The 24,794-nt window shown below is 48.5% G+C and carries 18 protein-coding genes; 7 read left to right on the top strand and 11 right to left on the bottom strand.

The genetic code is table 11. The features are described 5' to 3' along the window. Positions 1 to 134: 134 nt before the first annotated feature. The gene (locus ABD980_RS02140; protein WP_300646951.1) at positions 135 to 683 is read left to right on the top strand and encodes a TetR/AcrR family transcriptional regulator; all 549 of its coding nucleotides are present in this window, start codon (positions 135 to 137) and stop codon (positions 681 to 683) included. A 1-nt stretch (position 684) separates the two neighbouring features. Continuing rightward, a complete protein-coding gene (locus ABD980_RS02135; RefSeq protein ID WP_345369270.1) occupies positions 685 to 1,074 on the top strand; it encodes a YchJ family protein in 390 nt (129 codons plus the stop codon). 42 nt (positions 1,075 to 1,116) lie between these two features. On the opposite strand, the gene mgtE is transcribed toward ABD980_RS02135, so the two are convergent. Both mgtE and ABD980_RS02125 read right to left on the bottom strand, forming a co-directional pair. Further along, positions 1,117 to 2,451: a magnesium transporter gene (mgtE, locus tag ABD980_RS02130; protein ID WP_345369268.1), complete on the bottom strand. Its 1,335-nt coding sequence runs from the start codon at positions 2,449 to 2,451 to the stop codon at positions 1,117 to 1,119. Positions 2,452 to 2,460: 9 nt separating this feature from the next. Continuing rightward, complete coding sequence (locus ABD980_RS02125) at positions 2,461 to 3,606, bottom strand: 2-methylaconitate cis-trans isomerase PrpF family protein (protein WP_345369266.1); 1,146 nt, start codon at positions 3,604 to 3,606, stop codon at positions 2,461 to 2,463. 104 nt (positions 3,607 to 3,710) lie between these two features. On the opposite strand from ABD980_RS02125, the gene acnA reads away from it, so the two are divergent. Next, the gene (acnA, locus tag ABD980_RS02120; protein ID WP_345369264.1) at positions 3,711 to 6,395 is read left to right on the top strand and encodes an aconitate hydratase AcnA; all 2,685 of its coding nucleotides are present in this window, start codon (positions 3,711 to 3,713) and stop codon (positions 6,393 to 6,395) included. A gap of 74 nt (positions 6,396 to 6,469) precedes the next feature. On the opposite strand, the gene ABD980_RS02115 is transcribed toward acnA, so the two are convergent. The 7 genes from ABD980_RS02115 to ABD980_RS02085 all read right to left on the bottom strand — a co-directional run bounded on the left by ABD980_RS02115 (position 6,470) and on the right by ABD980_RS02085 (position 12,244). Beyond that, positions 6,470 to 7,288, bottom strand: a complete 819-nt coding sequence (locus ABD980_RS02115) for an META domain-containing protein (RefSeq protein WP_345369262.1) — start codon at positions 7,286 to 7,288, stop codon at positions 6,470 to 6,472. 84 nt (positions 7,289 to 7,372) lie between these two features. After that, the gene (locus ABD980_RS02110) at positions 7,373 to 7,867 is read right to left on the bottom strand and encodes a hypothetical protein (RefSeq protein WP_260649520.1); all 495 of its coding nucleotides are present in this window, start codon (positions 7,865 to 7,867) and stop codon (positions 7,373 to 7,375) included. 65 nt (positions 7,868 to 7,932) lie between these two features. Further along, the gene (locus tag ABD980_RS02105; RefSeq protein ID WP_260649521.1) at positions 7,933 to 8,700 is read right to left on the bottom strand and encodes an ABC transporter permease; all 768 of its coding nucleotides are present in this window, start codon (positions 8,698 to 8,700) and stop codon (positions 7,933 to 7,935) included. Further along, positions 8,688 to 9,869, bottom strand: a complete 1,182-nt coding sequence (locus ABD980_RS02100) for an ABC transporter substrate-binding protein (RefSeq protein ID WP_345369259.1) — start codon at positions 9,867 to 9,869, stop codon at positions 8,688 to 8,690. The genes ABD980_RS02105 and ABD980_RS02100 overlap by 13 nt, the downstream gene beginning before the upstream one ends. Beyond that, on the bottom strand, positions 9,870 to 10,619 hold the full coding sequence (locus ABD980_RS02095; protein ID WP_345369257.1) for an ABC transporter ATP-binding protein: 750 nt from the start codon (positions 10,617 to 10,619) through the stop codon (positions 9,870 to 9,872). It lies immediately after the preceding gene. A gap of 3 nt (positions 10,620 to 10,622) precedes the next feature. Next, positions 10,623 to 11,699, bottom strand: a complete 1,077-nt coding sequence (locus ABD980_RS02090) for an acyl-CoA dehydrogenase family protein (RefSeq protein WP_345369255.1) — start codon at positions 11,697 to 11,699, stop codon at positions 10,623 to 10,625. Further along, a complete protein-coding gene (locus ABD980_RS02085; protein ID WP_345369253.1) occupies positions 11,684 to 12,244 on the bottom strand; it encodes a carboxymuconolactone decarboxylase family protein in 561 nt (186 codons plus the stop codon). The genes ABD980_RS02090 and ABD980_RS02085 overlap by 16 nt, the downstream gene beginning before the upstream one ends. Positions 12,245 to 12,363: 119 nt before the next feature. Between ABD980_RS02085 and ABD980_RS02080 the strand changes: the two genes are divergently transcribed. Together ABD980_RS02080 and nagB are read left to right on the top strand one after the other, a co-directional pair. Then, a complete protein-coding gene (locus tag ABD980_RS02080; RefSeq protein ID WP_345369251.1) occupies positions 12,364 to 13,242 on the top strand; it encodes a helix-turn-helix transcriptional regulator in 879 nt (292 codons plus the stop codon). Positions 13,243 to 13,368: 126 nt separating this feature from the next. Next, positions 13,369 to 14,127 carry a glucosamine-6-phosphate deaminase gene (gene nagB, locus ABD980_RS02075; RefSeq protein WP_300646968.1) on the top strand — a complete coding sequence of 253 codons (759 nt, stop codon included), beginning with the start codon at positions 13,369 to 13,371 and terminating at the stop codon, positions 14,125 to 14,127. Between the two features lie 63 nt (positions 14,128 to 14,190). Here nagB and ABD980_RS02070 read toward each other — a convergent pair whose 3' ends face one another. Together ABD980_RS02070 and ABD980_RS02065 are read right to left on the bottom strand one after the other, a co-directional pair. Then, positions 14,191 to 14,766: a DJ-1/PfpI family protein gene (locus ABD980_RS02070; protein WP_345369249.1), complete on the bottom strand. Its 576-nt coding sequence runs from the start codon at positions 14,764 to 14,766 to the stop codon at positions 14,191 to 14,193. Between the two features lie 189 nt (positions 14,767 to 14,955). Beyond that, on the bottom strand, positions 14,956 to 16,980 hold the full coding sequence (locus tag ABD980_RS02065; RefSeq protein ID WP_345369247.1) for a ligand-gated channel protein: 2,025 nt from the start codon (positions 16,978 to 16,980) through the stop codon (positions 14,956 to 14,958). 155 nt (positions 16,981 to 17,135) lie between these two features. Between ABD980_RS02065 and ABD980_RS02060 the strand changes: the two genes are divergently transcribed. Further along, positions 17,136 to 22,613, top strand: coding sequence for an alpha-2-macroglobulin family protein (locus ABD980_RS02060; protein ID WP_345369245.1), 5,478 nt, complete (start codon positions 17,136 to 17,138; stop codon positions 22,611 to 22,613). Beyond that, positions 22,600 to 24,717 (top strand): penicillin-binding protein 1C, encoded by a 2,118-nt coding sequence (gene pbpC / locus ABD980_RS02055; RefSeq protein ID WP_345369243.1) that lies wholly within the window; start codon positions 22,600 to 22,602, stop codon positions 24,715 to 24,717. Before ABD980_RS02060 ends, pbpC begins: the two co-directional genes overlap by 14 nt. Positions 24,718 to 24,794: the final 77 nt, after the last annotated feature.

Below are 24,794 nucleotides of genomic sequence, written 5' to 3'. Positions count from 1 at the left end.
ACCACCTTTAGGGTGGTTTTTTTGTCCCTGCGGGTTTTTCGTTCGTTGCTCTTTTATTTGAATCCTTTTAGAATCACTGATTGGAATAAAATCGTTCCATTTGGTTTGTTTTTGATTCGGTGAAGGAGGGTAGGGTGAACGCAAAAAAACGGCAACGCATGGACGACTTAATTATCGCTTTAGCCACTAATCCAAGTGCGAGTTTAAATGAATTAGCAGAAGCTGCGGGCATAGGTAAAACCACCTTATATCGTCTGGGTGGTGCAAGAGAAAGCCTAGTCGAAAAAGCGGTCAGTTATGCCGTAGCGAAGCTTAGCGCCATACTGGATGAGTTCGTTTTTGATGCGCGCCATATCCGCCCATTGCTTGTGCGTTTGGCTCAGCGCTCCCTTGACGAGGGTGCAAGCATTTTATTGCTTGTGGCTTGTTGTCATCTAAATATCAGTGCCTTAAGCCAGCTTGAGCAGCGCTGGCATCAGACGCTAGACACCTTTTTTTTACAAGCGCAACAAGAGGGGTTGCTGCGTATAGATATTAGTGCGAGTGCATTAACAGAGACATGGGGGGCGCTGATGTCAGGGCTCATCTTTTCGGAACAACAAGGGCGTATGACCAAAGCCGAAGTAGTGGATACGGTGGAAAAAGTTTTTTTCCAAGGCGCGTTAGCGCAGGGGAAAGCTTAAAATGAAAACGCAACCTTGTCCTTGTCAAAGTACAAAATCCTATGCCGATTGCTGCCAACGTTGGCACGAGGGAGAACATTATCTACAAGCACCCGATGCAGAAAGCTTAATGCGCTCACGTTATAGTGCTTTTGTTTTGGATAAGTTGGAATATCTGTTACAAACTTGGCATCCACAAACGCGCCCTGAGTATTTGGATCCGAATCCCATTGGTTTGAAATGGCTGGGTTTGCAAATTCGCCAACATACAATTATGGATGATACGCAACAAGAGGTCGAGTTTGTTGCGCGCAGCCGATACCAAGGCCGAGCAACGCGTTTGCATGAAATAAGTCGTTTTGTGAGGGAGCAGGGGCGTTGGTTTTACGTGGATGGATCGTTTAAGACATAAAAATAGGCTCCCGTAAATATGGGAGCCTATGTGTTAACAGCGTTACAGTAAGGTACCGGTCAGGATGAGGGCAGCGACAGAAAAATAAATCACTAACCCCAGCACATCGACAAGTGTAGCCACGAGTGGCGCCGAGGCGCTCGCTGGATCAAATCCAAAGCGCTGTAAAAGAAATGGCAGCATGGAGCCAATGCTCGACCCAAAGCAGACAATGCCAATTAAGGACATCCAAATGGTAAAGCCAATCAGTAAGTAATGCTCACCATAATCATAGAGTCCAATATGTTGCCACACAAAAATACGACTAAAGCCAATAGCGCCAAGCATTGCGCCTAAAACGAGCCCTGTAGGCAGTTCACGCAATAATACTCGCCACCAATCGCGTAAGCGAACTTCATTTAAGGCCAGGCCGCGAATCAGAAGAGAGGTAGCCTGAGAGCCTGAGTTACCGCCAGAGCTCATGATGAGAGGGATAAACATGGCAAGCACCACCGCTTTTTCTAGTTCCAGTTCATAATATTGCATAGCACTGGCGGTGAGCATTTCTCCTAAAAATAAAATAGCGAGCCACCCCCCGCGTTTACGTAACATGGTGCCAAAGCCTACCTCTAAATAGGGCTGATCAATATGCTCTCCACCCCCAAAGCGACCGAAGTCTTCGGCGGCCTCTTCCATAAGCGCATCAATGACATCATCCACGGTCACAATGCCAATCACTTGTTGTTCGTCGTCGACCACTGGTAACGCTAAAAAATCGTGACGACGGATTATGTGGGCGACCTCTTCGCGATCCATGAAGGCATCGACAGTAATAGGGGTTTGGCCAGTCCATAAATCGGTGAGGGGCGAGCTGGGATCGGCACAGACCAGTTGACGTAAAGGCAATACAAAACGAAGGCGTTGTCTATCGTCTACCACATAAATCGCATATACCGTTTCGCGAGTGCTTTCGACCTCGCGTATATGTTGCAAGGTTTGGGCTACGGTCCAGGTAGTAGGTACTTCAATAAACTCAGTGGTCATAATGCTACCCGCCGTACCTTGGGGGTAGCTCATGAGGCGTAGTACAGAGGCGCGTGTAGTGGGGCTTAATAAGTTTAGCGCCTGTTGACGGATGGGAGGCTCAAAGCCACTCATCAAGTCGGCCATGCGGTCTTCGGCAAGCTGATCCAAGACCTCAGCGCGGCCGGCTGCGGCCAAATACGCTGCCAGATCGGAATCACACCGGAGGTCTGGGTTCTCTAGTAAATCAACCAGGGCTGCGGAGTCGAGTTGGGCGGCCAGTTTTACCGCTTGCGTATTTTTAAGTTGATTCAGGTAGCTGACGGCATCGGCAACGTGATCAAATTGTTGTAAGGTATGAAAAGAAGTCTGCATAGTGCTGGCTTATGGTTGGTTAACCCAAACTCTCCCATCAAATAAACGACGTGCTGTACGGTAAAAAGCGCCTGATTTTGCTTGCCATTGTCCCGACTCATAATGCACCTCTGCATCAACGGTGAGCACGCCAGAGGGCATTCCCAAGCGTAGGGCTTGCGCACCGGCTTTAGGGCTTAGTACATCGGCAACCACGGTGCCTTGGATACGTGCGGCCACAGCGGTGCAAAGAGAGATAGTAAGGGGCAAAGCACGGTGTGGCTGTCCGTTAGACATCACGCGCGCGACCAAGTCCATTTCCTGTGCGGGGATGCGTTCACCGGCAAGGGTAGGGTTATCTTGACTAGGACTCACTAAGGCCACAAAAGGCACGATCGTAATTTGCTTAGCACTCTCAAGGTCGGGCGCGATTCCCATCGCTACAGAGGCGTGGCAGCGGATGCTTTCAAGGGTAGCAAGAAGCTCAGGGCGATTTTCAATCGCGTCGGGTAGCTCCAAGCCGGTAAGCCCAAGGTCTTGTGCTCGAATAAAGACGGCAGCATTGGCTGCATCCACTAAAGAAACCGTTAAAGGACCTAAACCTGGAATCATCAGCGTATCGGTAACCTGGCCTGTGGGTAAGAGCTGGCCCGTAGTGGCGCCGCCAGGCTCAATGAATTCCAGTTTAATTGGTGCGCCGGTTCCCCCCACTCCAGGAATAGCTAAGTCCCCTTGATATTGTGTTTGGCCATTGGGTGTGGCAAAGGTGCTATGGATGATTTTTTTTGTGTTGGTGTTGTAGATACGCACGGTGGTGGTTTCATCCTTTGGTATGACCAGCCCTTGATCTACGGCGAAGGGACCGACAGCTGCGCTCATATTGCCACAGTTGCCTTGGTAGCTGACTTTTTGCTCTTTGATCGCCACTTGAGCAAAGGTGTAATCCACATCAGCTTCAGGATGTGAGGAAGGACCAACGATGCAAACCTTTGATAAAGAGGAGACCCCGCCACCCATACCATCCAGTTGTCGTCCATAAGGGTCTGGGCTACCCATAGCAGCGCAAAATAAAGGTGCCCAGTCGCTTTGATTGGCGGGAAGATCCTTAGGTTGTAGCATAAGCGCTTTGCTGGTGCCTCCGCGCATGAACACAGCGGGGATAGAAATTTGGGACATAGGACTTTCCTTTGCTAAAGTATCGGTGTTGTCGGTTTGTTATGAGTAAGCAGTAAAAATGCAGTCAAAATAAGTTGATTCTTTTCTTAAAAAGGGGCAGGAGCATGTATCTTCATCCTAAACTAGAGCCAATACAGATCCATGGCAGAAGCTTTGATTATGTACCGATTCATACGATTCCTGGCATTGATCAACTACCCTTTTCTTTACGTATAGTATTAGAAAACGTATTACGCCAAACCGCAACCAAAGGTATTGATAATCATCGTGAAATTCAAGCGATTTTAAATCGTGATGTGGATGCAGGGATCCTCTTTTATCCCGCCCGTGTTTTTGGACATGACATTTTAGGTTTAGTGATGTTGTTAGACATGGTGGCTATGCGCGAAGCTGTTCACCATGCCGGAGGTGATGCCTCTCAGGTGCGTCCTACTGTGCCGACAGATGTGGTGATCGATCACTCTTTACAGGTGGATAGCTGGGCAAATCCTTTAGCCGCTGAAATTAACTTAAAAAAAGAATACGAGCGTAACGCCGAGCGTTTTGCTTTTTTACGTTGGTGTGGGGCGAACTTTGAGGGGGTGAATGTGATTCCCCCGGGCAAGGGCATCATGCATCAACTGCATATTGAACATATTGGGCAGGTGGTCGGAGCGACTCCCCTTCAGGATAAGGGGGCTACACTGCTTTTCCCTGATAGCTGTGTGGGTACAGATAGTCATACGCCCATGGTAAATGGGTTAGGGATTTTAGCGTGGGGGGTGGGAGGCATTGAAGCCGAAGCGGTCATGGTGGGGCTGCCGGTGAGTATGCCGCTGCCCGAAGTGGTAGGCATTGAGCTCACTGGGCAGCTACCCAATGGCGTGTTACCCACTGATTTGGTGTTAACGATTACAGAGCAGTTGCGTCAATTAGGTGTAGTAGGTAAGTTTGTTGAATTTTTTGGTGCGGGGTTGGATCAATTGTCCTTAGGAGACCGGGGCATGATTGCTAACATGGCACCCGAATACGGTGCTACGGTGGTGTTTTTCCCCGTCGACCAGCAGGCCTTGGATTATATGCGCATGACAGGGCGTGACGAGGCGCATATTCAGTTAGTAGAGGCTTATTGCAAGCAGCAAAAACTCTGGCGCGATGCCACCACCCCCGCTCCTCGATTTGAAACGGTATTAACTATCGATTTGAGCGCGATTCGTCCGAGTTTGTCTGGACCAAGCAATCCCGAAGAACGGTTCGATTTAAAGCAAGCGGCATCACTTTTTGCGCAGCATCACCAACATATTGCTGGTCGCCCTGTTGATATGGAGCGTAGTATTCCTGTTCCTGGTGAAACGTTTACGCTTAAAGACGGCGATGTGGTGATTGCGGCCATCACTTCCTGCACGAACACGGCGAATCCAACAAATATGATTGCAGCGGGCTTGGTTGCCCAAAAAGCAGTTGCTAAAGGCTTACGTACTAAGCCTTGGGTTAAAACCTCTTTGGTACCGGGGAGCCAAGTCACTGCAGATGTATTACAAAAAGCGGATTTGCAAGCGGCTTTAGATCAGTTGGGTTTTCAGGTCGCAGGATTCGGTTGTACCACCTGTAATGGGGGCTCGGGGCCTTTGCCTACGGGTATCGCACAAGTCATTGCTGAACATGATTTAGTGACCACTGCCGTTTTATCGGGAAATAGAAACTTTGATGGTCGTATACATCCTAGCGTGCGCGCAAACTATTTAGCTTCCCCTGCTTTGGTGGTGGTGTATGCATTGGCGGGCTCCATGAATGTGAACGTCACCCAAGATATTTTAGGACATGACCCTAAAGGAAACCCGGTATATCTAAAAGATATTTGGCCTACGGCCGAGGAAATCGAAGCCACCGTGCGGTTGGCTTATGATCGCCAGTTATTCATTCAGCGCTATGCGGAGCTGTACGAAGGGGGGGAGCCTTGGGATGCTTTGGCCTCTGAGGCGGGGGCAACTTTTAACTGGGATCCTGATAGCCATTATATTAAAAAGCCGCCTTATTTTGAGGGGCTAGGGTTAGTGCCCGAGCCTGTTAAAGCCTTTCATCAATTGCGTCCGCTGGTGATTTTAGGCGACTCGATTACTACAGACCATATTTCGCCTTCGGGAGCGATTAGCTTGGGGACACCTGCAGCCGATTATTTACTGGCTCGCGGTGTGGAGCAAAAAGATTTTAATAATTACACCACTCGTCGTGCTAATCATGAGATTGTGATGCGGGCGACCTTTGCGAACATTCGTTTACGGAACAAAATGGTACCAGGCATTGAGGGCGGGGTGACCAAGGTCATGCCCGAAGGGGAGCTCATGCGTATTTTTGAAGCGGCACAAACGTATCAGCAACGTGGGGAATCTTTAATTATTATTGCTGGTAAAAACTATGGGTGCGGCTCATCGCGAGACTCTGCGGCAAAAGGTGTGGCGATGCTAGGTGTAAAAGCGGTGGTAGCTGAAAGCTTTGAGCGGATCCATCGTACTAATTTGGTGGGCATGGGGGTGTTACCATTACAGTTTACCGCTGGGACTACGGTGGATGATTTGGCCTTAGACGGAAGTGAAACCTTTGATGTGCTCGGGCTAAGTGATCGGATAGGAGTACATAGTCGTTTGACATTACGTATCCATCGTCAGGATGGCTCCACTCAGGATGTGCCATTACTAGCACGTTTAGACACGGTGGAAGATGTGGATTATTGGAAAAATGGGGGGATTTTGCCATGGGTGTGGCGTAATTATTTACAGCCTGATGCTGCCCCTGTTAGCGAGGACAAATAAACAATAAAAAATGCCCTTGGATGAACTGAACTGACCCAAGGGCATTTTTATAAGCGGACTATGACCGATGCGTATTACAAGGCTTTGCCGGTGGCTACAACCATATCAAATTCATAGGCTTCGGTAGCGCTGCCAGCGGGAGCATTTTTAATCTCATAGCGCTTAGTGCGGATAATTTGATGTACGCCATTTTGGTGAGTGTAGCCATTGATGGCATTTGGCTGGAATAGCACCCAGTCACCGGCACTGGTTTGAACGCCATTACCATCGTAGGTAATGCTGCGTACTTTTAAGCAATTATTACCGCTCTGGGGGCAGACTTCAGTCTGTGGGGCGACCTCTAAAAATACGGTTTCTGCTTGGGATCCGTATTTTGTTTCTGCGGTAGGCTTACCCTCTAGGCGCCATTTATCCCCATTTTCAAAATGCAAGGTTAAGATTGGTGCCGGAGCATTGGTTTGGGACTGGTCTGCCGAGGCAAGATTCCAGTCTGTTGCTGTGGGTAACTGCTTAGCTACCTGTTGCTCATATTGCATGAGTTGTGGGTCGCTACACATTTTCATGGTGCCGGCCACTTGACTAAAGTCAATATCACGCTCAGTCAGGGCGTAACCAGCGTTCATGGTGTTACATAAATTTTGGATGGCAACACGATTTTCAGCAAAGGTTAACATTAAAGGCTGATTTGTCGTGCTGGACACCCATGCAGGTTCCGCAGACCCGTCTGCTTTAATCGTATTAACTAAGTTCCAGTGATAGGCCTTAAGTGTTTGCTCTGGACTTAGGGTCACGATTTCTCCTGTATCGGTCATGACTTTGGTTGACGGGGCAGAGCAAGCTGCCAGTCCTGCAGTGGCTAATACAGCAGTTAAATAAGCGAGTTTGCGTTTCATCGTGTTTCCTTTTTTGTATTCACGTGTATTTATTGTGGAACGTTAAAAAAGGAAACACAAGGTGCTTTTACATTCTTTTAGTATTTAATTGTTATCAATGTGAGCGTTGATATTAATTAATTGACTAATTATAGCAATAAAGAGTAACGGCACGAGGTTAATGCCCAACTGAAAAATATCTAAGGTAGGGAACCACTTAAGAGCACCTGCGTACCCGAATCTAAATACTATATCCATACCATAGTTGCCTGGTTCGAGACGCATTAAAGGCACGACACCGAGTCCAATAATACTGTGGTAAGAAATCATGGTCGAAGTAAAGACGGGTACGCTAGTCCAGGACAGCCAATAGAGCCATTGGCCACCTTTGATTTGATTTTTCCAAAATAAAATAGAGCCATAGATGGCAACAATATTCTGGAAAACCATTAAGGCAAATAAGGTAATGGCTAATAAAGAGCTAGTAAATAAACCTAGGCGAGGTAGTAATACATAGAGCCCAACGATACCGCCAATAAAATAGATCACACAAATAAGCTGGCGTAGTAATGTAGCAAGAGGACGAGGTGTGCTGGTCATGGTAATGAGTAAAAAGTGAAACCTAAGGTAAATCGTACCTTAATTTTGCGTGGCTGGCTAAGCGCTTATGTATGGGGGTGGCGAGATAAGCCAAGTCTGCATAAGGAATCTAGGGTGTAACCTAGTACGCCGATGCATAAAATGACCGCCATAAGTTCTGCATACGCTAATCGATCGCGCGTATCTAGAATCAAATAACCTAAGCCAGCGTTGACACCGAGCATCTCACAGGGTACTAATACAATCCATAATACCCCTACAGCTAAACGGCAGCCGGTAAAAACATCATGGCGAATAGCAGGGAACAAAATATAACGTAAAAATTCCCAGCGTGTGGCATTTAAGCTGCGACTGAGTAAACGCCAGCGAGGGTTGAGCTTTTCTACGCCTTGGGCGGTATTGAGTAGGATGGGCCACAGGCCAGCAAAAATCAGTAAAAAATAAATGGGAGCATCGCCTACGCCAAAAGCCATCACTGCAATAGGCATCCAGGATAGGGGTGATATCATCCGTAAAAATTGAAAGAGTGGAGTAAATAAGCGACGACATAGGGGGCTAGATCCCATAACCAGTCCTATGGGTAAACCAATGAGTAGGGCTCCGGTTAACCCCACTACTATACGATGTAAGCTAGCAAGCATGTGCTCATAAAATAGCGGTGTTTGGAGTAATTGCAGAAGCTGTTGAAAACTGGGTTCTGGGCGCAGCTGCTGTATTAAAAAGCCAGTATGTAAATGGCTCATTAACCACCAGAGCCCTATCCCTAGCACCAAACCGACTCCACCATAGAGCCACTGTGAAAAACGCGAGAAAACGGAGGTTAAGCGATCCATTCTGTTCGTTCCCAAGCATCATCCAAACCAAAGGCTCGTAGACCTCCCAGGTCATTGATAGCCTGCTTAACAAAGCGGTCATCAACTAAATCTGTAGCCACCTGAGGACCGTTCAATTGTTTTAAAAATGTATTTTGCGTATCTACCTGCATTTTCTGCAGTTGCTCAACCAAGGTCACCGTATAGCTGGGATAAGGATATGGCTGAAAAGCAATGCGCTGATCTTGCCAGGTAGGGTGCTGGATAATACCTTGTTGCTCATAGTGTTGTTGTTCTTGTGACTGCGGTGCTAAGACCTTGCGTAGTGTGGCTTCTGTATGTGGGGTGTAGCGGTGTTTGGCTGTGGTAGCTAGTAGACGGGCCGTTTCTTCACGGTGAGTCAGAATCCAGTGCTGGGCTTTAACCAGAGCGTTCACGACTTTTTGTGACCATTCTGGCCGTTGATGTAGGTCTTGTTCTTGCATGGCGACCACACAGCAGGCGTGGTTTTTCCAAACATCCCCAGTAAAACGCAAAATCTTGCCTACGCCAAGTAACTCTGCTTGTGCATTAAATGGCTCGGCCACAATAAAGCCTGCAATTTGTTTGGCTGCAAGAGCCGGTATCATATCCGAGGGTGCCATCACCACAAGACGAACCTGATTGTTAGTAAGTGGCGCGCGCCCAGATAGTACTACTTCTAAGTGATGTTGGCGTAATAAATGCTGTAGCACCACATTATGTATGGAGTAGGTAAAAGGAATGGCAACCGTTTTACCCCCTAGTTCCGTGATTGATTGAATAGTTGGTGCAACGGTTAACGCCGAGCCACTCATATGATTCCAAGCAACCACTTTTAAGGGAGCGCGGCTTCCATAGCGAGCCCAAATGGTCATCGGAGAAAGTAAATGAACCACATTGACTTGGCCGGCTAAAAAAGCCTCAAGCAGTTGCGCCCAACTACGAAGCATCACAGGTGGGGCGACCTCTAGGCCTTCGGCTTCATAGAAACCTAAAGCATGTGCAACCAATAATGGGGTGGCATCAGTAATAGGCAAATAGCCAATACGCAGGACATCATCTTTAGCTTGAGCGTGTAAGCCTGACCACGGTGTAAATAGGCTACTTGTAGAGAATAAGGCCGCTAGCTTGAGCAGGTCACGGCGGCGGTGTCGAGTACTGAATGACATTTAAGCGGCCTCCTTATGGGCTAAGCGTAAATGGTGATGGAGATGGCTCTGAAGTTGTTGGCGTAGTGTTGGGTTGTGTTTGGTGGATGTTGAAATGGTCCAAGATGGAAGTGGGTCGGTTGACTTAGGTAAAACCATAATGACGCGTTGGGCAAGGGTAATGGCTTCTTGCAGATCATGAGTAACGACCACGATGGTGGTGCTGGTTTGAGCATGGATTGTTAGGAGTAACTGTTGCATTTCTTGGCGTGTGGCCTGGTCGAGCGCACTAAAAGGCTCGTCGAGCAAAAGCAATCGAGGTTGACGCACTAAGCAACGCGCCAAGGCGACACGTTGTGCCATGCCACCAGATAGTTGATGAGGGTAGAGGTGTTGAGCAGCGTGTAGCCCAACGAGCTCTAGCGCATGCTGTATGGCTTGCTGCCGTTGCGCGCGCGGTGGCTTTTCTTGATTTTTGAGTTTGAAAACAAAGCCAACATTGTCTGCCACAGTTAGCCAAGGCAATAATGTTGGATCTTGGAACATCATGGCAATATCAGAGCGGGGGCGTTGTAGTAACTGTTGGTCAAAGTAGATTTTCCCTTCATTAAGGGGTTGTAAACCAGCCAGGCAAGCTAAAAGGCTGGACTTACCTGCCCCACTTGGCCCGACCAAAGCGACGATTTCATGGGCAGGTATGTGTAAATTTAACTGCTTAAAAAGTGGGCGCGACCCATAGCGTAGCCCAATATGTTCCGCTCTAATTAACATAATTTATGCCGTAGCAAAGGTAAAAGGGGTTTGTAGCTGTTGCCGCAGCTGTTGTACGGTGGGAGATACCAGTGGCAAAAATAAGGCTTCTCGAACACGGCGTAGCGTATGTTCGCGCTTGCCTTGAAGATAGCTGGCGCCACCTTCGGTATACAGCTCCAATAAGCAGGCTTCTTGACATAAACGCGCGATTTCAATGCGTAACGCAAATAGCTCTGTAGGCTGCTGTAGAAATGCACCGTTTAGACAGCCTGTAATAATATGGCTTTGGGTAGTAACAAGCTTATGTTGTAGATCTTGGGCCTGAGTAGCGTGAGCCGTATTTAAACGTGGGTGTGCAAGCACTTGCTCTAGGCTTTGTAGGGCGACTCCCGTAGATAACGCACACTGGAAAGCTAAAAAAGGAGGGCGCACTTGCTGAATAAATTCGGCCGCTTGATCTGCGAGCAGGCGGTCTGTGCCAACGTGGCAGGATTGGATGCGTATGCTTGCTGTATTACTACCCTGTAAGCAATGTAAGTCTAAATCGGTTTGACGGTGTAGCCCTTTATCATCACTTTGTAATAGGAAAATAGCAGGGGCTTGCTGGGGACGTTGTGCCGCTACGGCGACCACAAAGCCATCGTTATCGACATTGCTTACCCAAGGTAAAAAGCCATTGAGCTCCCAACCATCAGCTGTTGGTGTCGCATGGACTTGTAGGTCTTCTACACCACTTAAAAACTTAATTGCGTTAGATAACCCAGTGGCTCCAGTTAATTGACCTGATAATAGCTCAGGTAGATATTGAGCTGTGGCTGGGCGGCTAGGGTCTAAGAGTAAGTAGCTGATAAAGCAGCGCTGTGCCCAATAAGCAAAAGCAGCGCTTAAGGAATATTTTGCCACGGCGGTGATGGCCCACACTGCTTCTGCAAAATCGCTATGAGCTTGCCCGCCATAAGTGGCGGGTACTCCTAAGCCAAACAAATGGTGTTCAGCGAGCTTAGGAATAACGAGTGAAGCGTGATGATTGGATTGGTCGAGTGGCAAAGCATGTGCAGTAAGCCATTGTGCTAACTCGGGATTTAGTTGGTATGCCATGCGTAGTCCTCGAGTTGGCTGTTTAGCGGGGTGTGCGCTAAGTTATTGGCAAAATTACATATTGTTGCTAAACCTACTCCCGTGATGATTTCTAGTGCTTGCTGCGGACCATAGCCCTCGTCATAGAAAGCGTTGAGCACAGGATCACTGACTTTGGCGCGCGTGAGAATGATCTGCTCAGTGAATAAAGCCACAGCACGTAGACGGGGGTCGTTGATATCAGCAAAGCGGCGCTCGCGTAAGGCTTGAATATCTATTGGATCTAGCTTGGCTTTGTGCGTAGCGAGAGAAGTATGACCAGCGACACAAAATGTACAACCATGAGTGGTGCCTGCTACGAGCTGTACGACTTCTCGCTCTGCTAAAGACAAGGAGGCTTTGGCGTTTAAGGCAGAAAGGTCTTGGTAGGCTTGCAGAGCCACTGGAGCATTAGCGAGCACAGCGAGTAAATTTGATAAAAAGCCACTACTATTAATGGCTTTTTCTAGATTAGGCTGGATGGACGCATCGGCTTGTTCTAGCGTTAAAAGAGGAAGACGGGACATATCAACACCTGTTAGCTAAATAAGAAATATGTATAAATTGTGCTTTCTTGAGACCTAGCTAACAATGTGAGAGCGACGCAGTTTTTCATGTTTTTGTGTCAACGGATTGCTATTTGCTTATGCGCTCGAACGATATAAACTTATTTTCTTATTCCCATCGATATCAGATATTACTACCGCTGTTACAAGCCCAAAGTCATGTTTTTTATACAGGTGAGCATTGCGGGGATTGGCACTCTAGTCCTGCGGATGCGACACGCTGTGTTTTCCATTTGGTGATGACCGGGCAGTGTCGGTTACATGAGCCCGATCAACCCGAGGTTGTACTTCGAGATGGGCATGTTGTACTGTATTTGCAGCCACAATGGCATCAGTTACGAGGACATGCGGGGCAGAATGCTCACATGGTATGTGGTTATGTAGACTTTAAATGGCCATTGAGCCGATATGTATTGCAGCAGCTTCCGTCGCGAGTTATTTGTAGCGCGGAGCAAGAGCCAGCTTTACGTCACTTATTGGCGCTTATTCAGCTTGAGCAGCCGATGGCGGATACGTATATGCTCCAGCAGCTGTGTGATGTGTTATTAAGTTATATTCTTAGACGCGAGCTATGTCAGCCTGTTGATGCCTTAAGCTATGGCTTGTTGAGTTTGGCTCAAGACCCGACATATGGGGTGGTACTGGATGCCGTATGGCAGCAACCGGAGCATGCTTGGCATGGGGAACAGCTTGCTCGGTTAGTTCATAGCTCCAAGGCGAGTTTTTATCGGCGCTTTAAGCGACTAACGGGCTTATCACCAACCCAGTTTGTAACGATGGTACGCTTATTTTGGGCAAAGCAGTATTTAGCAGAAGAGCTAAGTATCGAGGCCGTAGCAGAAAAAGTAGGGTATAGCTCTGCATCGGCATTAAGTCATGCTTTTAGGCGTGAGTTTGGTATTAATCCAGCACAATGGCGTTTACAAAGTCAGAAGGGGGGTTCTGAAAAAGAGGTTTAACGTAAAACAATTTTGTGATTTTACGAATTTTGTATACAAAAAATCACACCCCGTTATGAAATTTATATGATAATTTGAATCTAATAAGTCATAACGACATTTTTTATAGCGCTGACGGTTATTTTTATGTTTTTTTCTCTTCCCCATCCACAGGCAATTGCCGACTATGTCACAACCCGACTCATTCAATTAATTCAAAAAAAACCAAATGCTGTATTAGGCTTGGCAACGGGTAGTACGATGGAACCCATTTACGAGCAGTTTTGTCGTCAAGTGGCGAAGCAGGATGTGAATGTGTCTGAGCTGACAACATTTAACTTGGACGAATATATTGGGCTGGGGGCGGACCACCCTCAAAGCTATCATTATTATATGCGTCAGTATTTGTTTAATCGTTTGGCTTTTGCTCAGCACCGTACTTTTTTACCCGATGGTTTGTGTGGTGACTTACAAGAGCAATGTGAGCGCTACTCGCGTCTTATTCTCGAGGCGGGTGGTATTGATTTGCAACTATTGGGGATTGGTTCGAATGGGCATATTGGCTTTAATGAGCCAGGCACGCCTTTTGCTAGTCGTACACATGTGGTGGCGCTTTCGGAGCAAACCCGTATAGACAATGGTCGTTTTTTTGACTCGATGGATGAAGTTCCCACGCAAGCAATTACACTAGGGTTGCAAGATATTTTTGAGGCAAAAGAAATTGTATTAGTAGCCACGGGCACGAATAAAGCCCAAATTATGGCAGATCTTTATCATAGCCCTGTTGATGAGGCAATGCCGGCATCCATCGTAAAAGCGCATCCGCATGCCATGATTATTGTGGATGAAGCCGCTGCAGCATTGCTGCCAGCTGGAGCATGTAAGCCTTTGCTGCAGCTAGCTTAGCCTCTAATGATCGTAAAAGTAGACCAAGTCCCAACGCCTCAGTAAGAGGGTTGGGGCATGAGCTTAGAGTGTAATCTGCGTACCAAGCAGGGAGAGAAACTGTTGAAGCCACGCGGGGTGAGCTGGCCAAGCGGGGGCGGTAACTAGATTGCCATCGGTGACGGCTTGATCAACGTTAATATCAGCATATTGTCCACCGGCTAGTTCGACATCCGGTTGGCATGCAGGGTAGGCGGAGCAAGTACGCCCCTTGAGCACATCGGCGGCGGCAAGCAGTTGTGCTGCGTGGCAAACAGCAGCTACTGGCTTATCTGTTTTGAAAAAATGTTGAATCATGTGGATGACGTCTTGGTTTAAGCGTAAAAATTCGGGACCGCGCCCACCGGGTAGTACCAAGGCATCGTAATCTTCCACCTGAATATCATCAAAGGTGGCTGTTAAGGTAAAAAAGTGCCCGCGTTTTTCTGAGTACGTTTGCTCCCCCTCAAAATCATGAATAGCAGTAATAATTTTATCGCCGCTTTTTTTGCCGGGACTGACGGCATCGACCTCATGACCTACAGCCAGTAGGGTTTGGTAGGGCACCATGGTTTCATAGTCTTCGCAATAATCCCCGCAAATCATTAAAATTTTAGCCATGCTTGTCTCCTGAAAAAATAAGTGACGTACTACGTGTAGGTGTTGACTCACCATAGCACTCTTTGATGATAAGCCGATGACGTAGTATTAAAAAGTTGTATTTTTTTGCAAACAAGGTAGCAAGAAGGTTCAAGGAGAACAGCTCCTAACCTGCATGGGTTAAGAGCCGTTCGATGGGTATACGTATGCTTAGAAGCCAATGGTCATTTGTGCCCAGTAGCGGCGGCCATCATACACGGCCCCGTAGTCCGAGTACTCCATGCGTTTATCAAAGATGTTGTATACGCCCAAACCAAAACGTGTATTTTTATTAAGCTGATAGCCCACGCCTAGATCGACAAAGGTAAAGGATGGTGTGCCTTCACTCATCGAGGTGCGGCTTAAGTAATCAGAAGTACGACCACGGAAATTCACCCGGGTCCAGAGATTGAGCTGCTCGTCGTAATCCCAATCTAGCGTGCTATTAAACATATGCTTTGGCATTTTATTTAATGGGCGTCCTGCAAAGTCCCCACTTTTTTGCTTGGAGTGGGTAAACGTGTAATTGCTATTTAAACGTAGCTGATCCGTGATATCCCAAGTGGCGGTGGCTTCTACCCCACGCATAACAGCTTTATCGACGTTCACGCGGTCACTAATGAATTTATAACCGCGGTCACCGGGTAAAACATGGCAAGTCGGCAGACCATCGGGGTCTGTGCAACGACGCACCTCGGAGATTTTGTCTTTGAATTGCGTGTTAAACGCGGTCACACCAATATTTACGTTCTCTCGGTTATCCCAGATAAAGCCAATTTCTTGAGAAATACTTTTCTCGGGTTTGAGATTTGGGTTTCCTACGATGACGGCAGGCTCACCGCCCCCACCAGTGATTTGACCCCAATCAGCGACAGCGGCACGCAGGCCAGGTGCTTTAAAGCCAGTTGAAACCCCTGCTTTAAAGGTAAACTGCTCGGTTGCATGCCAGACGCCGTATAAACGGGGAGTCCAGTGATTACCGTAGTTTTCATCATGGGTTAAACGAAGCCCGCCTGTAAGACTAAAATTAGGGTGTAACATCCACTCATCTTCGATAAAGGCCGCCCATTGATAACGCGATAGGTGACTGACCTCTGGTTTATATTGATTATTGGTGTCATCTAGCTTTTCTTTTAAATATTGCAGCCCAAAACTTAGCATATGGTGTTCAGTGGCTAGACTCCATTGTGTGTTGGCCTCTAGGTTTTTGATGAACATATCACGACCTGGGTTTTTGGTGTCTTCTTGTTGAATGAAGCTTTCTGAGCGTAATTGCCCCCAGCGTCCGTAGTGGGTGAGACCATAGTGATTGCGCGAGTACTTGCTTTCGGAAATACTATTCGGTGTGCAGCGGCCCCCTCGGCAAGATTCTGTGGCTGAGCTTTTGCCGGGGTGGCTGGTACGATCTTGTAGGGTGCGCCCGACCTCTGCGACGAGATCATGGTTTTGACTGGGACTAAGGGTGAATTTTACTGTGCCAGAGCGTGTGTCTTGTTTATTAAAGCCATTGATAAACTTATCTTCTTTGCGCAATGTTTTTTGGCCATAAATTTGCACGCCTAATAGGTCCTCTTTGATTGGACCGGCGACATAAAAATTGCCCTGATAGATATTGCCAGAATCGGAGTCCTCTTGGAAAGTGCCTTCGGTACGCAATGACCCTGTCCACTCATTGGCTATTTTACGTGTGATGATGTTGATGACGCCTCCCATGGCTTCGGAACCATATAACGAAGACATTGGGCCACGGACGACCTCAATACGCTCAATGGCTTGCATGGGGGGTAGCCACCCTTGCTCAATGCCAGAGCCGTCACTGTTTGGACGGGTTTCACGCGTATTTTGTCGTTTACCATCAACCAGAATCAAGGTATAGCCTGCAGCCATGCCTCGGATGCTGATGTCACTATTACTTCCGCCCCCCGTGATAACCACTCCAGGAACATCTTTTAAAGCGTCTGTTATATCTTTGTACGCTTTTTTCTGTAACTCCTCACGAGAGATCACACTAATCGAGGCGGGGGCATCTTCGATTTGCTGCTCAAAACCCGAGGCTGTGACCACCACATTTTGCAGTTGTGTCACACTGTTGTCGGTGCTTTGTGCAAAAGCGTAGGGGGTAAAAGCGAGCGCGACGCCGAAAGCACTCAAGCCAAGTCGATACTGTGAGCGTGGCGGCAAGGGAAGTTGTTGCATAGTTAACCTTAATCGTAATATTTAGTAGTAATGTTTTTGATAATGATAATTATTATCATTTGAATAATAGGATAAGTACCACAAAAAATAAAGTGCTCTGGGCCAAAATGGGGCACTTATAATAAGCAGATCAAATCAAGGGAAGTGAGGGGAGAATGCGTGGTCACCAATGGCTTTTAGGCTTGGGTTTGTGGATGATGATAGGGCTAGCTTATGCAGCGGTTTTGCAACACGTACAACCGGGGGTAGGTACGATTGATGAAGATCAGGCTTTTATTTTACATTTTGATCAGCCTGTTACCGCAGCTCAGCTGACGGAGCATAGTTATTGCCAAAGCAGTGCCTTAGGTGAACGTATACCTTTACAAGTTGTGCCTATGGAGCAAGCACAGGCGCTGCTTCAAGAGCAAAGTTACATGTATGAGGCAGATCGGGCAGATCAATTCTTGGTGATGCAGTGTGCCCAACGTTTGGCGTCGGGCTCTGAGCTTGTTTTGCAGCTGCGTGATCAGAGACAACGTAGCCTGGTACCCAAAGTGTTTTATGGTGACCAGCCTGGTCTGCATTTTCAAGTACGGGGGCCATTACGGGTGCAGCTGTGGTGCGACAAAACGCGTAGCACAGCGGATTGTAATCCTTTACGCCCGCTGCGGCTCCAGTTTTCAGCACCTGTTCCAACAGCGTTTTTAACTGCCTTACGCTTACGTGCGAAAGATGGGCAGCAGATAGCACCTGTACCTTTTTCAGAGCCGGTAGCCTGGAGTGATAGTGTGGAATTCCCAGCTACCTATAAGGAACTTGCTACGTTTGTTTGGGATATGCCAGCAACAGGAGCTGGGGTGCGTGATGATGCGCAGCGTGCTTTATCCAATCCAGATTTTTTTCAACTGCCGGTCAAAACGGCGGCGATGCCTCCTTTGCTTAAGTTCGCTTATGAGGGCATGGGAGTCATAGAGCGATTTGCAGAGCGTCCTCCTACCTCAGAGCCTGAGCCAGCCTTGGTTCCTGTTGCGATTCGAGGGGTAGATGCGGCTATTTTTACTCAGCAAAATCAGGCGACGGCTGGGCAGTTGCGTTATTTGCATTTGACCCAGGCACAGGACATGCTGCAATGGTACGCGCGTTTACAGCGCGTGGGCGACTATGCTCTCTCAGAGAATCAACTTGAGGCCGCATGGCGTTTACAAGGGTGGCAAGAGGCGTCTCATGGCGCGGCGCTTAGCCCTGCAAGCCGCTCAATTTTTGCGGTAACACAAACAGAAACACAACAAATAACGTTGCCAGCACCACCTGCATTGGCAGAAAAAGAGACTGAGTTAATCGGTGTGCCTTTAAGTGCGCCGGGGTTTTATGTGCTAGAAGCACAGTCTTCGCGCTTAGGTGAGGCTTATTTGAGTGATCACGAAGCGATGTATGTACGCAGTGCCGTATTGCTGACTAATTTAGCTGTACATAGCAAAATGGCCAATGGGCAGTTGCGAGTGTGGGTGACGCGTTTAGATAACGCCCAACCCGTCGCCCAAGCTCAAATTATGGTACTTGACGGTATAGGGAATACAGTGGCCCAAGGGGTAACGGACGATTCCGGACAATGGGCGTGGGAAGAGGCAACAGAAGCGAACTATTATGAGCAAACTGGGTTAGATGGTTATTTTATCAGTGCAGCGATAGGGGCGAATCATGCTGATGCCTATGGGCAAGCCGATCAAAGTTTTGTGATGACCTCATGGGATAGGGGGCTTGAGGCGTGGCGTTTTCAGTTGCCTTATTACTATGCAGGGGGCAATGCGGCCGAAGTAGCCCATACGGTGGTCGACCGACCGCTATTTTTAGCTGGGGAAACGGCGCACTTTAAGCATTATTGGCGTGGACAACCAGCTCAAGACTTATCTGCGTTCTTACCTGAAATGCGCTTGCGTCATGTAGGGAGTGGAGCAGAGTTTATTCAACCTTTGCATTGGCAGCAATCTTCTACTGGGGCATGGTACGCAGAAAATACGCAAATTTTGACGGCGTCCATGCTATTAGGAACTTATGAGGTCTGGTTACAGGGGGAACAAGCCGCTTTTCAAACGGCCTCCTTACGTGTAGAGGCGTTTAAGCGCCCTTATATAGATGGTCGACTAGCGCTTACGTCTATGCAGCCAGCGCAACCCTTGCTAGTTGGAGAAAGTGAGACGGTACTTGATGCACAGTTGCATTACATAGCAGGAGGGGTGGCAGCGTATCTTCCCTTACAAGTAAGTGCTTTGTTACATCCTTTGGTGCCAGATTTTGCGGGCTATGAGGAGTATGATTTTAATCCTGTTCTGGGTTCACCACGGCCACAAGCCTTATTAGATAAAAAGCCATTGTTTTTGGACCATCAAGGTAGTGCACAGATGGCACTCACTTTGCCTGCGGTATCCTCCCCGCAGTCGTTAGTTATGAGCGCAGAGTTCAGGGATCCAAGCGGTCAAATCCAAACACTCACCCAGCAGCAACGCATTTGGCCGTCACAGGTGGTGGTTGGCGTACGGCATGCTTACTGGGAAGAGTCAAACACAGCTCATGTTCATGGCGTAGTATTAAGCCCTAGCGGCCAAACGGTTGCAAATCAACCCATCACCATTTCGGCACAAAGACAATCTTTTTATACAACCCGACAACGCATGGTGGGCGGGTTTTATCGTTATGAGCATCATGAGCAACGCGAATCGTTAGGACAAGTGTGTCAAACACAAAGTGATGGCGAGGGCCGATGGCAATGTGTGATTCATGTACCACAAGGTGGGCAGCTCATATTACATAGCCAAAGTCTGGATGCGGAGCAGCGACCCTATACGGCAGAGACCCAGCTATGGTTAGGGGATAGAGCACCAGCTGCACTGGGCGCCAATCATGATCGCATGGACATATTAGCAGATAAAAAATCTGCGCAACCGGGTGATACCGTTCGCTTTCAGGTGCAGATGCCTTTTGAACAGGCCTCCGCATGGGTGGCGGTAGAGCGTGATCGCATTTTACATACGCAGTGGGTAAGCTTGACGCGAGAGCAGCCTTATTTTGACTTAACCGTGGAACCGTCATGGGGCCCCAACGTGTATGTGTCTGTGCTAGCGGTACGGGGGCGTCAGTACGCTGTGTCGTGGCGAGATCTGATACAAGGGGACTGGAAAACGCCGTTGCAGTGGTTTCAACGATATAAAAGTGCGGCAAAGCAATTGCCGACGACAACGGTGGACTTAGCTAAACCCAGCTTTAGGTATGGGGTGACGCGTTTAGCGGTGGCAAATCATGCCCATACGCTCCAAGTCAGCTTACAGCCTGAGCAGTCTCTTTATAGGGTGGGGCAAACTGCTCGCTTTCGTGTGCAAGCACAACTGCCCTCTGGTGAGCCCGCAGCGAACGCTTCAGTATTGTTAGTGGGTGTAGATCAAGCACTTTTAGCATTAAGAAAAAATACAACGTGGGATTTGTTAGGGGCTATGTATCCCGAAGTGGGCTATGGAGTCCGAACAGCGACAATGCAGTCAGAAGTTGTGGGGCGACGTCATTACGGGCGCAAAGCTATCCCAGCGGGTGGTGGGGGCGGGCAAGCACCAACTCGTCAAATTTTGGATAGCTTGTTAGTGTGGCGCAGTGATGTGACGTTAGATGATCAAGGGCAAGCCATCATAGAGGTACCTCTGAATCAGAGCTTAACGCAATTTGAGATTGTGGCATTAGTGGATACGGGTGGGGATGTATTTGGAGCAGCGCGTACACAAATTCAAACCCACCAGCCGATACAGATATTGTCAGCGTTACCACAGCAGATCCGTGCAGGTGATACCTTTGCCGCCGAGTTTACATTACGCAATCGTGAGCCTGTAGATAAAGTCATACGCGTACAAATCGAGGCTTATCTTGAGGGGGATACTCCTTGGGTGCAGACAGAGCAAGTTTTAACGGTGGCAGCTCAGTCTAATCATTCTTTTTCTGAATCAGTGCAGCTGCCCGCTGAGCTGGAGGCGAACCAAGGGCAGATTCACTGGAAAATCATCGCTTATGAAGAGCAGAGCCAAGTTCGCATGGATGCACTAGAGCTGACGCAGCATTGGCAAGCGGCTGTGCCCGTACGGCAACAGCAAGTGCTTTGGCAGCGGTTGTTACCGCAGCAATCGCAACGCTTACAGGTGTGGAGACCAGCACAAGCGCTAACGGATGCAGCAGGGGTAACACGAGGACAAGTAGTCTTAGCTTTGTACCCTTCTTTAGCAGAGCAACAAGGTGCACGTGATTGGTTTAAAACCCATTCTTATTCTTCTTTTGAGCAGCAAATATCGGCAGCGGTGGCTTTACAAGACGAGATGGCCTGGCAGCAGTTGATGCAAACGCTACCATCCTATTTAGACGAGGAGGGGTTAGTACGCTATTTTCCTAACCCTTATTTGGCAGGTAGTGCAGAGTTAACAGCTTATTTATTACAGCTGAATGCTAAACAGTCCTCGGGGTTAGCTTTGCCGCCGGCTGTGGCCTCACAGCTTGTTGATGCTTTGTGGCGGTATGTTCAAGGGCAGTCCAGACAGCAACCCCAGCAAGTCAAAGAGCGGGTCGCTATTTATATGGCAGCCGTCAATGCTCTGGCAGCTTATGATCGGGTTCAGCGCGAGATGCTTGATGTGTTAGCGTTACCAGTACAGCAGTGGCTTAGCTCCGCGTTGATTGATGGGCTGGAGTTATTACAACATCCACGTATGGAGGGAGCCAGCATCAAGATAGAATCCATTCAAGCGGAATTACAAAAACGCTTGTTACAGCGGGGCTCCTTATGGACTTTTGAGCCAAACCAGAGAGACTATATGCCTTCTTTGATGATGTCTGCGGTAACAAATCAAGCTCGTTTGATTTTAGCTGTAATGGATTTGCCTCAGTGGCAGGATTATTTGCCTGGGCTTATGCATGGGCTTCTGGCGCAGCAGCAACAGGGACATTGGGGCACGGCACCAGAGAACAGTTGGGCGCTATTAGCATTGGCACGTTTGGATCAGCAAGAGTGGGCGGATGGTTTCACCTTAGTGCAACAAGACCACGCAGAGCAGCGAGTGGATTGGTCAGAGCATTCAAGTCCTTATGTGCAGTCATGGTCGTGGGCTCAGCAGGGAGCAGTCACAGTGTTGCACCAGGGCTCCGGCCCGATTTGGGCAAAACTCAGTGCCGAGGCAGCGGTGCCCATTAGTGTGCCTGTAATGCAAGGCGTACAACTGCGTCGAGTCGTCACTCCCCTACAGCAAGCACAGGCTGGACGTTGGCAGGTGGGGGATCGTTATCGTGTGGAGATAGAAATCGAAACCGATCAAGCACAGGGTTGGACAGTGCTGGAAGATCCGATTCCTGCTGCTGCGATGGTGACAGCGAGCGGTGGCGGTCTTTTGGAGCAAGATGACTTCGCCGCCTCGCTAGCTCTACCTAGTTATGAGGAGCGGTTAGCGGGAAGCTATCGTGCTTATTTCGATTCCTTGCCCGTCGGTGTGAGCCGCATACGTTATGAGGTGCAGCTTAATACCGCGGGTGTGTTTGTGTTGCCGGCGACAGAGCTACGTGTTTTATACGATGCATCTGTACAGGCGCAACTACCGTTAACACCGATACAGGTTTATGCGCAGCCTTAGTCGTTTGTTTTTGATCATGAGTTTGCTGGTCGCTTGGACGGCGGCATGGGGGGAGCCTTTCCCTTCGTTTGAGCAGGTTCAGCAACAAACCCAATCGTCTGATCAGATAATTTTGGACCGTTCGGGACAGTTATTGCAGCGGCAACGAACCCAGTGGTTATGGCAGCGAGGGGACTGGCTACGTTTAGATCAAATCTCTCCGGCATTGTTACGCTTGCTGCTGCATGCCGAGGACCAGCGATTTTATGAGCATGCGGGCGTTGACTGGTATGCCGTGTTGGGCTCGGCGTGGTCATCGCTGTGGGGGCAGCGTTTACGTGGTACTTCCACACTTAGTATGCAGCTGGTGGACTTATTGGGGTTAGGATCAGGGCGTCGTAATGGGCCACGCTCTTTGACGGCTAAGTGGGAGCAGGCGCGGTTAGCACAACAGCTGGAAAAGCGTTGGACTAAAGCCCAGATTTTAGAGGCGTATGTGAATTTAGCTCCCTTTAAAGGGGAGCTCGTTGGTGTGGATGCGATGGCTCGAGTCCTATGGCAAAAAGAGGCTAGAGCATTGAATTACGCGGAATCGGCCCTAGCGGTAGCGATGCTTCCAAGTCCTAATGCCTCATTGAGCGTATTAAAAGCGCGCAGTTGTGTTTTATGGCGAGGGGTGCAGCCCCAGGCGGATTGCGAGGCTTATGCGTGGTCGTATCAACAGGCACTGGCGCGTAGTGGGCAGCCCGCGTGGGGAAACCCGCAATTAGCACCACACTGGGGGCGCTGGGTTGGGGCGTTAGTCAAAACGCCGATCGTTAAAAGCAGTATAGATAAAACAACACAGCAGCAAGTACAAGCGCTCATACACAAGCATCTTTTAGACTTGCGTCATAGCCATGTTCAAGATGCGGCAGTGGTGGTATTGGAAAATATATCGGGGCAAGTGGTGGCCTATGTAGGGGCCAGTGCGGTGTCGACGGCTTCTCAGTATGATCATGTGCAAGCATTACGACAGGCTGGATCCACATTGAAACCTTTTTTGTATGCATTGGCTTTTGCACAAAAGCGGATAACTCCCGCTTCGTTGTTAGCGGATACGGCTGCGCAGTTTTCTACTCCCTATGGGTTATATATTCCTCAAAACTATGATGAGCAGTTTATGGGCTGGATCTCTGCTCGAGTGGCTTTAGCCAGCTCGTTAAATATTCCAGCCGTTCGAGTCTTAGCGCAGGTAGAGGTGGCCTCTTTTCAGCGGCTCTTGCAGCAAATGGGGTTTTCTTTGCCCTATGCTGAAGATTATTATGGGCTTGGGTTGGCTCTAGGTGGCGTGGAGGTCAGTTTATGGCAATTGAGCCAAGCCTATCGGGCTTTGGCCAATAATGGGCAGTGGACGCCCGCTTGTTTACAAGCCGATGGGTGTGCCCACCAAGCGAAGCCTTTGTTGCCAGCTACAGCCACATGGCTTGTTCAGCATATTTTATCGGATAATATGGCGCGGGCTTTAACCTTTGGTCTAGATAGTCCATTGCATACTCCATTTTGGAGTGCTGTGAAAACAGGAACATCTAAAGATATGCGGGATAACTGGGCAGTAGGTTTTAGCCAGCATTATACGGTAGGTGTGTGGGTGGGAAATACGGATGGGTCGGCAATGCACGATGTCTCTGGTGTGAGTGGGGCCGCGCCGATTTGGCATGAGGTTATGCAGTGGCTACATCGAGATGTAGCCAGTGAGGCGCCCGTAATGCCTGCTGGCGTTGTATGCCAAACCATACAATATCGTCATCATGATGAACCTTCACGGCAGGAGTGCTTTTTGCAGGGCACCGAGCAGGCGGTGATTGAGAGTGTAATGATAGCGACACCACCTCGTATTAGCGCCCCTACAGCAGGCGCACATTACGCGTGGGACCCAGATATTCCTGTGACACAGCAGCGGATTCGATTCGCAGTAAAAGGGGTGGAGGCTTTACCTATTGTTTGGCGGATCAATCAACGCTTGGTGAGTCATGATGCTATTTTTTATTGGGAGCCTAATCAATTTGGTCGGCTGCAAATTGATTTACTTCATGCGGATACACATCAAATACTGGATACAATTTTTATCTCTATACAAGAATGATTTAATATAGCTTAACAATGTAAGCAGCAAAGGCCGTGGAGCTTCTTGTTGGTTGCTGTTAAACTTTTTTATTATGA

Origin of the sequence: Paenalcaligenes hermetiae, assembly GCF_039543645.1 — a bacterium.
GTDB lineage: Bacteria > Pseudomonadota > Gammaproteobacteria > Burkholderiales > Burkholderiaceae_B > Paenalcaligenes > Paenalcaligenes hermetiae.
The sequence above is the reverse complement of the archived record's forward strand: the minus strand, read 5'-3'. Positions and strand labels throughout refer to the sequence as shown.

Bases quoted from the DNA above. Each gene is read 5' to 3' on its own strand.
- pbpC (WP_345369243.1), top strand. From the start codon at position 22,600: ATGCGCAGCCTTAGTCGTTTGTTTTTGATCATGAGTTTGCTGGTCGCT.
- ABD980_RS02090 (WP_345369255.1), bottom strand. From the start codon at position 11,699: ATGGCATACCAACTAAATCCCGAGTTAGCACAATGGCTTACTGCACAT.
- ABD980_RS02135 (WP_345369270.1), top strand. From the start codon at position 685: ATGAAAACGCAACCTTGTCCTTGTCAAAGTACAAAATCCTATGCCGAT.
- acnA (WP_345369264.1), top strand. From the start codon at position 3,711: ATGTATCTTCATCCTAAACTAGAGCCAATACAGATCCATGGCAGAAGC.
- ABD980_RS02070 (WP_345369249.1), bottom strand. From the start codon at position 14,766: ATGGCTAAAATTTTAATGATTTGCGGGGATTATTGCGAAGACTATGAA.
- ABD980_RS02060 (WP_345369245.1), top strand. From the start codon at position 17,136: ATGCGTGGTCACCAATGGCTTTTAGGCTTGGGTTTGTGGATGATGATA.
- ABD980_RS02125 (WP_345369266.1), bottom strand. From the start codon at position 3,606: ATGTCCCAAATTTCTATCCCCGCTGTGTTCATGCGCGGAGGCACCAGC.
- ABD980_RS02115 (WP_345369262.1), bottom strand. From the start codon at position 7,288: ATGAAACGCAAACTCGCTTATTTAACTGCTGTATTAGCCACTGCAGGA.
- mgtE (WP_345369268.1), bottom strand. From the start codon at position 2,451: ATGCAGACTTCTTTTCATACCTTACAACAATTTGATCACGTTGCCGAT.
- ABD980_RS02095 (WP_345369257.1), bottom strand. From the start codon at position 10,619: ATGTTAATTAGAGCGGAACATATTGGGCTACGCTATGGGTCGCGCCCA.
- ABD980_RS02065 (WP_345369247.1), bottom strand. From the start codon at position 16,980: ATGCAACAACTTCCCTTGCCGCCACGCTCACAGTATCGACTTGGCTTG.
- ABD980_RS02110 (WP_260649520.1), bottom strand. From the start codon at position 7,867: ATGACCAGCACACCTCGTCCTCTTGCTACATTACTACGCCAGCTTATT.
- ABD980_RS02085 (WP_345369253.1), bottom strand. From the start codon at position 12,244: ATGTCCCGTCTTCCTCTTTTAACGCTAGAACAAGCCGATGCGTCCATC.
- ABD980_RS02105 (WP_260649521.1), bottom strand. From the start codon at position 8,700: ATGGATCGCTTAACCTCCGTTTTCTCGCGTTTTTCACAGTGGCTCTAT.
- ABD980_RS02080 (WP_345369251.1), top strand. From the start codon at position 12,364: ATGCGCTCGAACGATATAAACTTATTTTCTTATTCCCATCGATATCAG.
- nagB (WP_300646968.1), top strand. From the start codon at position 13,369: ATGTTTTTTTCTCTTCCCCATCCACAGGCAATTGCCGACTATGTCACA.
- ABD980_RS02100 (WP_345369259.1), bottom strand. From the start codon at position 9,869: ATGTCATTCAGTACTCGACACCGCCGCCGTGACCTGCTCAAGCTAGCG.